Origin of the sequence: Mycoplana sp. BE70, from assembly GCF_031455855.1 — a bacterium.
GTDB lineage: Bacteria > Pseudomonadota > Alphaproteobacteria > Rhizobiales > Rhizobiaceae > Mycoplana.
Genome location: NZ_JAVDTM010000001.1, coordinates 36,846 through 50,586, shown reverse-complemented (window position 1 = coordinate 50,586; position 13,741 = coordinate 36,846). Strand labels below are relative to the sequence as shown.

At 62.8% G+C, this 13,741-nt stretch carries 8 protein-coding genes and 1 tRNA gene; 6 read left to right on the top strand and 3 right to left on the bottom strand.

Annotation, left to right across the window (positions count from 1 at the left end; translation table 11 throughout):
• Window positions 1-50: 50 nt before the first annotated feature.
• From J2Y48_RS00250 to J2Y48_RS00240, 3 genes are read left to right on the top strand one after another with little or no spacing between them, the layout of a single operon-like run.
• Window positions 51-1,190 (top strand): ABC transporter ATP-binding protein, encoded by a 1,140-nt coding sequence (locus J2Y48_RS00250; protein WP_310410941.1) that lies wholly within the window; start codon window positions 51-53, stop codon window positions 1,188-1,190.
• Window positions 1,191-1,192: 2 nt separating this feature from the next.
• Window positions 1,193-2,104: an ABC transporter permease subunit gene (locus tag J2Y48_RS00245; protein WP_310410938.1), complete on the top strand. Its 912-nt coding sequence runs from the start codon at window positions 1,193-1,195 to the stop codon at window positions 2,102-2,104.
• Between the two features lie 2 nt (window positions 2,105-2,106).
• Entirely contained in the window at window positions 2,107-2,925 is an 819-nt protein-coding gene (locus J2Y48_RS00240; protein WP_310410935.1) for an ABC transporter permease subunit, read from the top strand.
• A 139-nt stretch (window positions 2,926-3,064) separates the two neighbouring features.
• Here J2Y48_RS00240 and J2Y48_RS00235 read toward each other — a convergent pair whose 3' ends face one another.
• Complete coding sequence (locus tag J2Y48_RS00235) at window positions 3,065-4,891, bottom strand: AsmA family protein (protein ID WP_310410933.1); 1,827 nt, start codon at window positions 4,889-4,891, stop codon at window positions 3,065-3,067.
• 178 nt (window positions 4,892-5,069) lie between these two features.
• Between J2Y48_RS00235 and J2Y48_RS00230 the strand changes: the two genes are divergently transcribed.
• Complete coding sequence (locus tag J2Y48_RS00230) at window positions 5,070-7,022, top strand: acetoacetate--CoA ligase (protein ID WP_310410930.1); 1,953 nt, start codon at window positions 5,070-5,072, stop codon at window positions 7,020-7,022.
• 276 nt (window positions 7,023-7,298) lie between these two features.
• Here the strand turns inward: J2Y48_RS00230 and J2Y48_RS00225 are convergent, their stop codons facing one another.
• Complete coding sequence (locus J2Y48_RS00225; protein ID WP_310412661.1) at window positions 7,299-8,876, bottom strand: iron ABC transporter permease; 1,578 nt, start codon at window positions 8,874-8,876, stop codon at window positions 7,299-7,301.
• Between the two features lie 265 nt (window positions 8,877-9,141).
• Complete coding sequence (locus J2Y48_RS00220; RefSeq protein WP_310410928.1) at window positions 9,142-12,729, bottom strand: ATP-binding protein; 3,588 nt, start codon at window positions 12,727-12,729, stop codon at window positions 9,142-9,144.
• Window positions 12,730-12,964: 235 nt separating this feature from the next.
• Here J2Y48_RS00220 and J2Y48_RS00215 point away from each other — a divergent pair, with 235 nt between their 5' ends.
• Both J2Y48_RS00215 and J2Y48_RS00210 read left to right on the top strand, forming a co-directional pair.
• Complete coding sequence (locus tag J2Y48_RS00215; RefSeq protein ID WP_310410925.1) at window positions 12,965-13,414, top strand: phasin; 450 nt, start codon at window positions 12,965-12,967, stop codon at window positions 13,412-13,414.
• A 165-nt stretch (window positions 13,415-13,579) separates the two neighbouring features.
• Window positions 13,580-13,656 (top strand) — tRNA-His (locus J2Y48_RS00210).
• Window positions 13,657-13,741 lie beyond the last annotated feature (85 nt).

Sequence of the window (13,741 nt, the reverse complement as noted above, 5' to 3'; positions counted from 1 at the left end):
TTCATTTCGACCGCCAAAAAATCTGCCAAGAAACGAGATGGGGACAGGCAATGAGGTCTCTCGGTAATATCCGTCGCGCTTTCACGCCGTGGACGGATCCGAATGAAAAGCCGTTCATAACGTTCCGCAATATCACGAAGAAGTTCGGCGATTTCGTTGCCGTCGACAATCTCACGCTGAACATCTACAACCGCGAGTTCTTTGCGCTGCTCGGAGCCTCCGGTTGTGGCAAGTCGACCCTTCTGCGCATGCTTGCGGGCTTCGAGCGGCCGACCTCGGGCGAGATCATCCTGGACGGCCAGGACATTGCGGCGATTCCGCCCTACAAGCGGCCGGTCAACATGATGTTCCAATCCTATGCGCTGTTTCCGCATATGACGGTGGAAAGCAACATTGCCTTCGGCCTCAGGCAGGACGGCATGCCCAAGCCTGAGATTGCCGCGCGCGTTGCGCAGATGCTGAAGCTGGTCAAGCTCGAGCAGTTCGCGAAACGAAAACCCCAGCAGCTGTCCGGCGGCCAGCGCCAGCGCGTCGCGCTGGCCCGGTCGCTTGCGAAGCGACCGAAGGTTCTGCTGCTCGACGAGCCGCTTGGCGCGCTCGACAAGAAGCTGCGGGAAGAAACGCAGTTCGAACTGATGGACCTGCAGCAGGAGCTTGGCCTGACCTTCGTCGTCGTCACCCACGATCAGGAAGAGGCGATGACCATGGCCGACCGGATCGCGGTGATGAGCCACGGCAAGGTCATCCAGGTGGCAACGCCCGCAGAAATCTATGAAGCGCCGAATTCGCGCTTCGTCGCGGACTTCATCGGCGACGTCAACATTCTGGAGGGCAAGGTCAAGAGCGTCGGGAATGGCAGGATCGAGATCGCCGGCGACGATTTCACCGTGTGCGCACTGAGCGATTCAGCGCCCGCACCCGGGGCCAACGCTGCTTTTGCCGTTCGCCCGGAAAAGCTCAAGATCAGCCGCTCGGCCCCCGCCGATTCGACCGTCAACACCTCCGAGGGCGAGGTCTGGGACATTGGCTACCTGGGCGACATGACCGTGCTGCGCATCAAGCTGCCGAGCGGCAAGGTGATCAAGACCTCGATGCTCAATGCCCAGCGCGAGGTGGAAAATCCGATCGGCTATGACGAGAAGGTCTGGGTCTCCTTCGCCGAGACCGCCGGCGTCATTCTGAGGGATTGAAAATGACCAAGCTCGGCTCCGCCATCTTCCGCCGCCTGGTCATCATCATTCCCTATGCCTGGCTGCTGTTCTTCTTCCTGGTCCCGTTCGCGATTGTTTTCCGGATCTCGCTGTCGACCACCGCGGTCGCCCAGCCTCCCTACGTACCGGTCTTTTCACTGTCCGATGGCCTCGCCGGAATTTGGGCGAGCCTTCAGCAACTGAGCTTCGACAACTTCATCTGGCTGACGGAAGACGCGCTCTATATGAACGCCTATCTGTCAAGCCTGAGGATCGCGATCATATCGACGTTCCTGACGCTGCTGATCGCCTACCCGATCGCCTATGGCATGGCGCAGGCGCCACGCACCTGGCGTCCGACGCTGCTGATGCTCGTCATCCTGCCGTTTTGGACCAGCTTCCTGATCCGCGTCTACGCCTGGATCGCGATCCTTAAACCCGAGGGGCTGCTCAACCAGTTCCTGCTGGCGACCGGCGTGATCAGCGAACCGCTGATCATCCTGAACACGAATACGGCAGTCTATATCGGTATCGTCTATTCGTATTTGCCCTTCATGGTTTTGCCGATCTACTCGGCCCTGGAGAAGATGGACCATTCGCTGATCGAGGCCGCGCAGGATCTCGGCTGCCCGCCCACCACCGCCTTCTGGAAGGTGACGTTCCCATTGTCGCTTGCGGGCGTCGTGGCGGGCTGCATGCTTGTCTTCATCCCGGCCGTGGGCGAGTTCGTCATCCCCGACCTGCTTGGTGGATCGCAGACGCTGATGATCGGCAAGACGCTGTGGACCGAGTTCAACGCCAACCGTGATTGGCCGGTTTCGGCGGCGGTGGCAACCGTGCTCCTGCTGATCCTCGTCGTTCCGATCGTCTTCTTCCAGAACATCCAGGCCAAGACCGAAGAGCAGGGGAGATAAGCATGACTAGGTGGTCTCGCTTCAACATTGCCTCTGTCGTCCTCGGCTTCGCCTTCCTGTATCTGCCGATCATCCTGCTGGTCGTCTATTCGTTCAACGAGTCGAAGCTCGTCACCGTCTGGGCCGGGTTTTCGACGAAGTGGTATGTGGCGCTGTTCCAAAACCAGGGCCTCCTCGATGCAGCCTGGGTGACGATTCGCGTCAGCCTCATGTCCGCGACCGTCGCGACCGTGCTCGGCACGATGGCGGCCCTCGCTCTGGTACGCTACACCCGCTTTCGCGGACGGCTTTTGTTCTCGGGTATGGTTTACGCCCCGCTGGTCATGCCGGAGGTCATCACCGGCCTGTCGTTGCTGCTGCTGTTCGTTGCGATCGGCTTCGATCGTGGTTTCTGGACGCTGACGCTCGCGCACATCACCTTCACGATGTGCTTCGTGGCCGTGGTCGTACAGTCCCGCCTGCTATCGTTCGACCGTTCGATCGAGGAGGCGGCGCTCGATCTGGGCGCGACACCGTTGCGGACCTTTTTCGAGGTGACCCTGCCGATCATCGCGCCGGCCGTGTTCTCGGGCTGGGTACTCGCTTTCACCCTGTCTCTCGACGACCTGGTGATATCGAGCTTCACGACGGGGCCGGGCGCGACGACGCTGCCGATGAAGATCTACAGCCAGGTGCGCCTGGGCGTCACGCCGGAGATCAATGCCGCCTGTACGATCCTGATCGGCTTCGTAACGGTTGGTGTGATCATCGCATCGATCACGACGAAGCGCCGTGAACTGCAGCGCCAACGCGACGAGCAGGCAGCTTTCGCCGGGCGCTGACGCATGTCTCCCGTGGTGGTTTCGGGACCAAGATAAAAACGATCTGACGAACTGTCGCCAAGCCAGCAGTCTTGGGCGACATGCTATCTGAAAGCTGCGTGGACGGGCGGCGGAGCCGTGTGGCAGCGCGCTCCTGCGCTCAGTTCGCCGGGCTTTCCAACAGCACTGCCATGGGCGAGATGACCGGCGTTGGCCACGAACCGCTGACGAGGAAGTTGATGGCGGGCTTCACGACCGCCGAGTCCGGCGAGGCGCGCTCGACAAGCGAGCCTGCAAGCGCAACGCTGCCATTGCGGTATGGAACCGATCCCGAAACCGCGAGTGTTTTTTTCGGCGCCTCGAAGGACGCCCTCGTTAATTCCAAGATGCCCCCATCCACGTGGCCCTCGATACTTGCCGTCGCGAATTCGAACGACCCGTCGGCCGCTTCCTCCATGTTGAAGAGGGTGTTGCCTTGAGCCAGCCGCTCGAAAACGGGGTGGTCGAAATTCGTGATGGCGCCCTGGTCGAAGCTGAGCTTGAAGGTGCCGGTGACGTCGACGGCCTTGTCCAGCGGCTGCAGTTGTTCGGTGAAGAGGTCGATTTCGGCGGATCCCCGCCCTGTCGGCAGTGGCCCCGAGAGACCCGACAGACCGATAATTTCACCGAGATCGACGTTTCTCAGCGACAGCCGGACCTCACCGCCTTGCATCAACTGCGGGCCGCTGACGGCGAGCCGGCCGTTGATGCTTCCGCCCAACAGGGTTCCTTCGCCGATGTCGAGCGACGCCTGGCCGTCTGCGGCGCGGATTCCGGCGGCGAGATCCGTCAGCATCAGCGGCTCGAACGCGGCCTGCCTTGAGGAAAGGCGGAAGTCCAGGTCGATCGGGTCAATCGCCGTTGCTGAAGGCGGAGATGGCGGCTTTCCATCGCCAACCGCAGATGGCGCGTAAGCGGCGATCAAGGACCGCAGGTCGATCCGGTCGAACGCCAGCGTTCCACCGATCCTCGGGGCTTCCAGCGGTGGGAGGCTGATGTCGAGAACACCGGTCGCATACGAATCCTGTATGGCCAGCAAGAGATTGTCCAGCCGAGCCGTATAGCCGCTGGTCTTCACCGTGCCCTCCAGGGAAACGTGGCCCAGTTGCCGCGCGGGCGGGAAGTTCGTCCCGCGCCAGGCAAGGAGATTTTCGACCGACGGCGCTTCAAGCTTGATCCGGCCCGTGGCGAACGCGCCTCCAGAGAGGTTCGCCGTGCCGTCGAAATCGAGCGTCAGGAAATCGGAGATGAGCGACGTTCGCACCGACGCACTCTGCCCGTCGAGCAATTTTGCGGGGTCGTCTGCATTGAGTGTCCAACTGATGATCTGGTCATTGAGGATGCCGCGCAGCCTGATATCGAGATCCGAGGTGAGGGTCGGCCACTCGATCTTCCCCTCGACGTTCGCAATGCTGTAGTGCGCGGCCCTTGTTAGGTCGTCGACGACGATCGTGGCGTCGCGGACGATTATGGTCCCGAAGTCGGGCGCACTGCCCGTGTCGGCCCCCTCCCGGCCCGTGGCGGCGATCCCGTTGCCCTGGTGCCAGTTCAGGTTGCCGCTTTCGTCCCGGTGAAAATGAAAGGTCGGTCGAACGAGTTCGATGTCGCCTAGGTCGGGTTTGCCGAACAGGGAGCCGACCAGACTGAAGTCGACGGAGATGCGCTCCGCGCTCAGCAGGTCCGACCCATTGCTGCCGTCCATGGCGGCGCTGCGCAGTCGCGCATCGCTGAAACCTACCTGGGGATGAGGCCAGAAGGTAAGGCTCGGCGTCCCGGAGAAGCTCAAGCGGGCACCTGTCCAGGCGGCAAGCTTGGCTTCGATTTCGCGCTCCACCCGATCGACCGAGACAAGGGTCGGCCCCGCCAGACGCAAGACCAGCGCAAGCGTCGCCATTGCCAGGAAGAGCCGCAGCAGGTTTTTTGGAAGGAGCGGGTTGAAGCGAGTCATCTCATCGACTGTTGATTGTCTATCGGGACGCGCCCGTCCGCTGAGGGGATAGGCCTTCGGTGGCAGGAAATCAAATGCGGATGGAGATGAAGATGCCGCTTTTCCACGCGCTCGAGGCGTTGCCGGCTTTATATTGCGGGGCAACATGCTACAGACGTCATTGGAGTGGGAGGAAGCAATGAACCAGGAAAAGCCGCTTTGGGAGCCGTCGCGCGAGGTGCTGGAGAAGAGTCCGATGGCACTCTTCATGAAGGCCTGCGCGGCGCGGGCCGGCCGCAAATTTGACGGATACGACGCATTTCATGCATGGTCGGTCGACGACCGTGCCGCGTTCTGGTCGGCCGTCTGGGACGATTGCCATGTCATTGGCGATCGCGGCGAGCGCGCGCTTGTCGGTGATGAGCGGATGCTCGATGCCCGCTTCTTCCCCGATGCCACCTTGAACTTTGCGGAAAACCTGCTTCGCAACACCGGCCACGACGACGCGCTGATTTTCCGCGGCGAGGACAAGGTCTCCTATCGCTGGAGCTGGGACGAGTTGCATGCGCAGGTCTCGCGGCTGCAGCAGGCCTTTGCAGCAATGGGAATCGTGGCGGGCGACCGTATTGCGGCGATGATGCCGAACATGCCTGAAACCATTGCCTGCATGCTGGCCGCCGCCTCGATCGGTGCCATCTGGTCCTCCTGCTCGCCCGATTTCGGCGAGCAGGGCGTTCTCGACCGCTTCGGCCAGATCGCGCCGAAGCTCTTCATCGCCTGCGACGGCTACTGGTACAATGGCAAGCTCCAGGATGTCGGCGCCAAGATCAGGGCCGTGTCCGCAAAGCTGGGCGTACCGGTTCTCGTCATCCCCTACGCAGGCGATGCCGTTGCCGCCGCGGCTTCGGTGGAGAACGGCAAGACGCTGGCCGATTTTGTCGCCCCCTATGCCGCAGCGCCGGTGACCTTCCGCCGCCTGCCGTTCGGCCACCCCCTCTACATCCTCTTTTCCTCCGGAACGACGGGCGTGCCCAAGTGCATCGTCCACTCGGCCGGCGGCACCCTGTTGCAGCACCTCAAGGAGCACCGCTACCACTGTGGCCTGACGGACGGCGAACGGCTGTTCTACTTCACCACCTGCGGCTGGATGATGTGGAACTGGCTAGTCTCTGGACTTGCGGTCGGCGCCACGCTCTGCCTCTTCGACGGTTCGCCATTCTATCCGGATGGCAACGTTCTGTTCGACTACGCCGCAGACGAGGGCTTTGCGGTGTTCGGGACGTCGGCCAAGTACATCGATGCCGTGCGGAAAGCGGGCCTGACGCCATGCACCAGCCATGACCTGTCCAGATTACGCCTGTTGACGTCGACGGGTTCCCCGCTGTCACCGGAGGGCTTCAGCTTCGTCTACGAGGGTATCAAGTCGGACGTCCAGCTCGCCTCGATATCCGGCGGAACGGACATCGTGTCCTGTTTTGTGCTCGGCGTGCCGCTGAAGCCCGTCTGGCGCGGCGAGATTCAGGGGCCGGGGCTTGGTCTTGCCATCGACGTCTGGGACGAAAGCGGGCAGCCGGTTCGCCAGGAGAAGGGTGAACTCGTCTGCACCAAAGCCTTCCCCTCCATGCCCATGATGTTCTGGAACGATCCGGATGGCGCGAAATACCGCGCGGCCTATTTCGAGCGCTTCGACAACGTCTGGTGCCACGGCGATTTCGCCGAATGGACCGCCCACGGCGGCATCATCATTCACGGTCGTTCCGATGCGACCTTGAACCCCGGCGGCGTTCGCATCGGCACGGCCGAGATCTACAACCAGGTCGAGCAGATGGAAGAGGTGCTCGAGGCCTTGTGCATCGGCCAGGACTGGGACGACGATGTGCGTGTCGTCCTGTTCGTCAGGCTGGCGCCCGGCATCGTGCTCGATGAGGCGCTGGAGAAGGCGATCAAGACCCGCATCCGCACCGGCGCCTCGCCTCGCCACGTACCGGCGAAGATCATAGCCGTGGCCGACATACCACGAACCAAATCGGGCAAGATCGTCGAACTCGCCGTGCGGGAGGTCGTTCATGGGCGTCCGGTCAAGAACAAGGAGGCGCTGGCCAATCCGGAGGCCTTGGAGCTCTTTGCCAACCTTGCCACGCTCAAGGAGTGAAGAATTTTGGGGCGCACAAGCCTCTGGCGGCGTTAACGATTTCGAGCCGGCCGGATTAACCAACTTCAACAAGATGTGAACGCGGCCGCCGGCTTGCAGGTGGGGAAGTAAGGATTTGTTAAGGCCCGGACGGCCATGGTCAACCGGACTTGAGCACGTCCAATGTGAGGACGGTTTCGGCGGCCCGGCCGCCCTCATGGCATGACGTCGTATCCTGACGCTTTAGTTGGACAGCATCAAATTGTTGCGGGCGGCCGAAAGGTCGCCCTCTTTTTGTCAGCGATTGGTGGAGTTCAACGAACGCGACACCAGGAAGACCGGCACAAGCCCCGCGGCAACGATAATGATGGCCGCAACCGACGCATCCTCCACCTTCGCCCGCGACGCATCCTCGTAGACGAGTGTCGCCAGCGTATTGAAGTTGAAGGGGCGCAGCATGATGGTCGCCGACAGTTCCTTCATTGCTTCGATGAAGACGAGCAGCGCCGCCGTCAGCGTTGCCGGCCGCATCATTGGCAGCAGAACGGTTCGCAATGTCTGGGCGCTTGTTCGTCCCAGGGTGCGCGCAGCCATATCGAGGTGCGGCGACAGCTTGTGAAAGCCCGCATCGATCGTACCCTCGGCCATGGTGAGGAAGCGAACGGTGCAGGCGTAGATGATGGCAAAGCCGCTGCCGGAAAGAAGCAGCCCCGTCGAGAAACCGTACCAGTCGCGCGTCAGTCCGGCGACACCGTTGTCAAACCGGGCAAGCGGAATGAGCACGCCCATCGCCAGCACGGTTCCGGGCACGCCGTAGCCGAAGGAGGCGAGCCGTCCGGCGACCGTGGTGAGCGGAGATCGGGCCGCGCGCGTCGCATAGGCGAGCAGGAAGGCGAGAAGGACCGCGGCGCAGGCGGTTGAAAACGAGATCAACACGCTGTGCCAGAGCGCCGACAAGAGGCGCAGCGAAAGAAACTGATCCAATCGCTTCAGCGCATAGGAGCCGAGTACGAGGACGGGGATGGCAAAGCCGAAGAGCGGTGGAAGCAGGCACGCGACCGTTGCGGCCCATCGCTTCCAACCCCTCAAGGGGAGGCGCACCTGGTCGGCGACCGCCGCCGTCGTCTTGCTGCTGGTGAAGCGTTGCCTGCGACGGGCGGCGCGCTCGACGAAGAGCAGGGCGACAACGAAGAGGAGCATGACGCAGGCAATCTGCGCCGCGCCTGCCAGGCTGCCCCGGTTCAGCCAGGTGTCGAATATCGAGAACGTCAGCGTCTGCACGCCGAGGTATTCGACGGCGCCGATGTCGTTGAGCGTTTCCATGGCGACCAGCGTCAGGCCGACCATGATCGCCGGCCGTGCCATCGGGATCTGCACCTTGGCGAAGACCGCAAGCGGACCGGCCCCCAGCGTGCGCGCAACATCGGCGGCGGCGCGCCCCTGCATCAGAAACATCGCTCGCGCGGCCAGGTAGATGTAGGGGTAGAGCACGCTTCCCAAAACCAGCACGGCGCCGCCGGTCGTGCGGATCTCCGGGAACCAGTAGTCCCGGCGGCTCGTAAAACCGAAGATGGCACGCAAAGTCGTCTGCACCGGACCGGTGTAGTCGAGGAATTCGCCGAACGCGTAGGCCGAGAGATAGGAAGGGATGGCCAGTGGCAGAACGAGCAGCACCGAGAGCAACCGGCGCAGCGGAAATTCGCAGCTCGCCGTCAGCCAGGCGGTGATCACGCCTGTGATCGCCGTCGCAGCGGCAACGCCGGCGAGGAGCAGCAGCGTGCGCAACGTCGCGCGCGGCAGGACGTTATTCACGAGATGCGGCCAGTCGCTTCCCGATCCGCTGCCCGCGATCACGACGATCGCGACGATCGGCATGAGCACGATGAGGGACGTGAAGAGGGCGGCGCCGACCAGCGTGCGATGTGCATTCGCACCTGGCCTGTTGCGATCCCTTCCCAGGGTGAGACGAGCAAATACTTGCAACGCTGATCTTCCTCGTGTGCGGCCTTCTGCGAAGGGGCAATCAAGTCACGCGGGGGCGGCTGGCCCTCGGCATCGGTTGGCCCGGAGCACTGCCTTGTTCAGCGTTTCCTATAGAGGATCGGCTTGCCCCTGCGTATGCCGAAGTAGCGCAATTGTCTCAAACTGCCAACACGCGCGGCGAGGGAAAGGTGACTTCGACCAGCGTGCCCTCGTTGGGGCTGGAACTGATGGCGAAGCTCGCACGGTTTGCGTCCACCATGGCCTTGGTCAGCGGCAGGCCAAGGCCCGTGCCGTCGCCGCGCTTGCGAGCGCCTGTCGTCACCTGCCGGAACGGCTTCATGGCTTGCTCCAGCTCGCTCCGCGTCATGCCGGCGCCGGTGTCGCGGATGCGAAGCACGACGCTGCCGTTGGCCTCGTAGGACGTCGACACGACGATCTGTCCTCCGGACGGCGTGAAGCGGATGGCGTTCGACAGGATGTTGAGAGCAATCTGCTTGATCGAGCGCAGGTCGGCCACGACTGGGGGGACGGCCGTCGACAGCGAAGTGCGAATGATGACACGCTGGCTGTTCGCCTGGGGCTGCACCAGCGATACCGCTTCCGATATGGTTTCGTTCAGGCCGACGGCGGTGAAGTCGAGCTCCATCTCGCCGGCTTCGATCTTGGAGATGTCGAGCAGATCATTGACGATGTCGAGCACATATCGACCGGACCGGCCGATATCGTTGGCGTATTCAATGTAGCGCGGGTGGCCGATCGGACCAAAGCGCTCGCTCGCCATCATGTCGGAGAAGCCGATGATCGCGTTCAGGGGCGTGCGGATTTCGTGGCTGACCCGGGCTAGAAAATCGCTCTTGTGGGCATTGGCAATTTCAGCCGCCCGCTTGGCGTTGCGCAGCTCTTCCTCGGTGCGCTTCCACTGTGTGATATCGCGAATGACGGCGCAGTAGCCGCTCTTTGAGGAAAGCCGCCCCATCGTCATGAAAAGTGGAATGAAGCCGCCGGAGGATTCGCGGCCGATAACCTCCCGCCCGTCATTCAGCACGCTCGCCACTCCGTGGCCGGAAAGGCCCGCGAGATAGTCGAGCACCGCCCGTTGACTCTCGTGCGCGAAGAGCGCGGCGAAAGGTTTTTCGCGGATTTCCTCTTCGTCGTAGTTGAAGAGCGCACTGGCCGAACGGTTGATCGAGCGGATTTCGCCCTCGTGGCCGACAATGACGACCCCATCCGTTGCGGTTTCAAGGATCGAGCGCAGCTCGGTTGCCTCGTCGCGCAGCGCCTCCAGCTCCTCTTGGTCGAGCATTTGCGCCGACAATTCCGCCGCCTCGGCTGTGACAGCGTGCCCGGTGGTTACCACAGGTGCGGTCGGCAGGATCGCCATCATCAATGCCGTGCCGCTCTCCCAGCGCACGGATTGCAGCCGGGCATTGACGGTCACGGTGCTCTCGCCGTTGGCGTGACGAAGCAGCATTGTTCCCGAGTGTTCCCGATCGTCGGCTTCCGGCTGGTCAAGCAGGATGTCCAAGCCGCCCGCCTGCTCCAACTCGGCCAACGATCCGAAGCCGGTGAGGCTCATGAACTCCGGGTTCGCATGAATTAGCCTGTCGCCGGCATGGATCAGCAGCGCGACGGGGAGCGCATCGACGATTGCAGCGGTCAGGCCATGGTCCATCGCGGTGCGCGGCGGCGCTATCGGCGCGCTTCTTGCGGGAACATCATTGGCGTGCTCGCCGACCTCAAGGCCCGGGATCTCATCCTGGTCGTCAACAGGAGCATCATCCGGGGCGAGAGATGCCGCTTCGCTGTTACGCGTGGCGCGCGTGTCCTGCGCTTCTTCGGCCCCATCCGTGGTGGGCGTAACCGGCTGCATATCGGGACGGCCTGCGACCGGCATATCCTCAGGCTTGCGCTTGCCGAAGGTTTCCCCGAGCTGCCGGGCGATCTCCCGGAAAGCAGCCTGCTCGCCACTTGAAAGCGCACCAGCGCGGCCGCGCCGGTCGTCCAACTGGACGATCTTTTCCGATTGGTGCGGCGCGGGCGCTTCTACCAGTCGCAGCGCCGGCAGTTCGCCTTGAAAATCGTCCTCCGGCGCAACCGATGCATCGCCGGCCGGCTGCCCCGTCGGTGTCTCCGGTGTCTCCGGTGTGTCGGAGGGTTCGTCTTCGAGTTCTTCTGCCAGCAACTCATCCAGCACGGACGGCGCAGGCGCAGGTGGCCGATCATAATCGTCCGGTTCTGCAGATTCCGGTAAAACTTCGCCGTCGCCTGGCGGCGTCTCCACCGGCTCGACACCTGCGAGATCGGTTTCGAGTGCCTGTTCTGTCACCTCGACGACGCCCGACAGCCCGAGGCCGTGCGAAGCCGGATCCTCGATGGCATCCGTGGTCCGTACGATGCCAAAGCCGCGGAAACCATCGAACTCACGTTCGCGCGAATAGGTCGGAAGGGCCGCGAGGTCGACCGGCACAACCAGGCTCGTGCCTTCGACCGGCCAGTGAATGGTCTTGCCCGACCACGTGTCGCGACGGCGCAGCAGTTCGGCAATGGTGCCGTCTGCGTCGAAGTCGAAGCGGCGCGCCACGTCGACAAAGGCTTGGCCGACCACATCGGCGGAACGCGGTCCGACCGCCTGGGCAAACTCGTCGGAGATTTCGCTGAACTTGCCTTCGGCATCGATCTTCCAGACGAAGCGGGCGGGGCGGGCCGCGGGATTGAAGAGGAACGTTACTTCCTCTGGCGCTGCCGGTTCAGGCAGCTGCGCCGGCGACACGTCCACCTTGTCATCCGCGGCAACGATCTCGGTCTCGTTGTCTGCTGCCGCCAGCCGGGCTTCCGCCGGCGCGCCGATTCCAGTCTCCGATTCAGCCTCGGTGCCAGCGGGCGGCGAGTCGTTTGCCGGCGACTCTGATCGTGTGGCGGTCGCGCCGGTCGTCAAGGTTTCATCGCGGCGTTCGGTGACCGTCGGCGCGTCCCCGGCCGGGGCCACCGCCGCCGCTTGAGCCTGTGTCCCGTCGCTTGCGTCGTTGTCCTTTGAACTCACCGGGGCTGCGGGAACTGCATCATGCTCGGCATCGAGGTGCCCAAGGATTGTCTCAACCGCAAACAGCAGGTTGAGGGTGGGGTCGAGCGAGACACGGCCGAGCGCTGCCGGCAGCAGTCCCTTGCCGGTGGGGATTGGCCGCTTCACCAACCCGTCGCCCTCGCGGCGCGCGGCCTCGATCATCCGGCGACGCGCGTCCTCGCTGATGCCGAGCGCTTCAAAACCGGGGGAGGCGGCGACAATGGCGCCATCGCCGTCGAGCACCGCCATATGGGTGTCGGGATCATCGAAGCCCGCAAGCATGGATGCCGCGCGAGCGGCCGCTGGCTCGTCCTTCGACGCGACCGGCGTGCTGAACAGGATCGCGTCTTGCCATGGAGTGAGAGCAATCCGTTCGACATGGGCATTGACAGGCAGGCCGCGAAAGCCGGAGCCGATGCGAAGCAGCAGGTTTCGACCGAGTCCCCTATGGGAAAGCTGTCGCGCGGCTGCGGCAAGCTGCCGGAAGACAACATCGGTGGGGGAGGGGGCATCGAGGAAATCATAGATTGACGCATAGCCAAACAGGGCAGCTCCACGTCCGTTCGCCCACAGCACGGTCTTCATGTCGATCGAAAACAGCACCACCGCTTCGCCGCGGGCAAACGGCGGGCGCACCCGCTCGTGCACGGCGACATCGATAAAGGGGTACTGATGAGCGGACATCGGCAGCCTGTCATGGGTTCGCGGCGGCAGCTACCGCCGCACGCTTAACGCTTTATTAATAGCGACCCGGTTTCGGCCGGTCCAGCGTCGCCCCCTGTGCCCCCTGCTGTTTTGGCAGGCAGGGTTAACATTGTGCGTCGCACAAATATGTTGCAATGCACAATAGGATCCGCTATAACGCTGCCATCACGCAATTCGGTACCTCGTGACGAGGGCCACATCAAGGATGATTGAAATGGCTGCCAAGAAGACCGATGACGTATTTTCCATTGCCGCTTTCGACCCGGCAAAAGTATCCGAGAGCTTCCGCGAGTTTGCTGAAAAGGGCGCTTCGCAATCGAAGGACGCCTATGCCAAGCTGAAGACCGCCGCAGAAGACGCGACGAAGGTCGTCGAGGCGACGTTCGAGAATGCCCAGGCCGGCACCGTCGAACTCGGCCTTACCGCCATCGAGGCGCTGCGCACCAATGCCGAAAGCTCGCTTTCGCACATGGAAGCGCTGCTCGGCGTGAAGTCCGTCTCCGAACTGTTCGAGCTCCAGACGGCCTTCCTGCGCAAGCAGGCCGAGGTGGTCGTCGAGCAGGCCAAGAGCATGCAGGAAGCCACCAGGAAGGTTGCCGAAAAGGTCGTCGAGCCGGGCAAGTCGGCCGCTGAAAAGGCGCTGAAGACCTTCAAGGCCGCCTGACCGCCGTCGTTCACATACCTGCGCCCGTTCGATCCGAGCGGGCCGCTGGACCAAAAAGGGCTGGACGCATCGTCCGGCCCTTTTTAGTATGGAACGACCAATAAGGGGCTTGCAATCCGGGCGGCGTGCCCGTATGTGAGCCACCAAGCGCGAAGCGCTTCCAGTGCGGTTGTAGCTCAGTTGGTTAGAGCGCAGGTTTGTGGCACCTGAGGTCGTAGGTTCGATTCCCACCAACCGTACCATTTTTCCCCGTTTGATAATCTAGGCGCGAGGGTTGGTGCGTGGCCACAGGTCAATGCGCTACGCTACTGCGCGCGCCACCAATCG

Bases quoted from the DNA above. Each gene is read 5' to 3' on its own strand.
- J2Y48_RS00250 (WP_310410941.1), top strand. From the start codon at position 51: ATGAGGTCTCTCGGTAATATCCGTCGCGCTTTCACGCCGTGGACGGAT.
- J2Y48_RS00245 (WP_310410938.1), top strand. From the start codon at position 1,193: ATGACCAAGCTCGGCTCCGCCATCTTCCGCCGCCTGGTCATCATCATT.
- J2Y48_RS00240 (WP_310410935.1), top strand. From the start codon at position 2,107: ATGACTAGGTGGTCTCGCTTCAACATTGCCTCTGTCGTCCTCGGCTTC.
- J2Y48_RS00235 (WP_310410933.1), bottom strand. From the start codon at position 4,891: ATGACTCGCTTCAACCCGCTCCTTCCAAAAAACCTGCTGCGGCTCTTC.
- J2Y48_RS00230 (WP_310410930.1), top strand. From the start codon at position 5,070: ATGAACCAGGAAAAGCCGCTTTGGGAGCCGTCGCGCGAGGTGCTGGAG.
- J2Y48_RS00225 (WP_310412661.1), bottom strand. From the start codon at position 8,876: ATGCCGATCGTCGCGATCGTCGTGATCGCGGGCAGCGGATCGGGAAGC.
- J2Y48_RS00220 (WP_310410928.1), bottom strand. From the start codon at position 12,729: ATGTCCGCTCATCAGTACCCCTTTATCGATGTCGCCGTGCACGAGCGG.
- J2Y48_RS00215 (WP_310410925.1), top strand. From the start codon at position 12,965: ATGGCTGCCAAGAAGACCGATGACGTATTTTCCATTGCCGCTTTCGAC.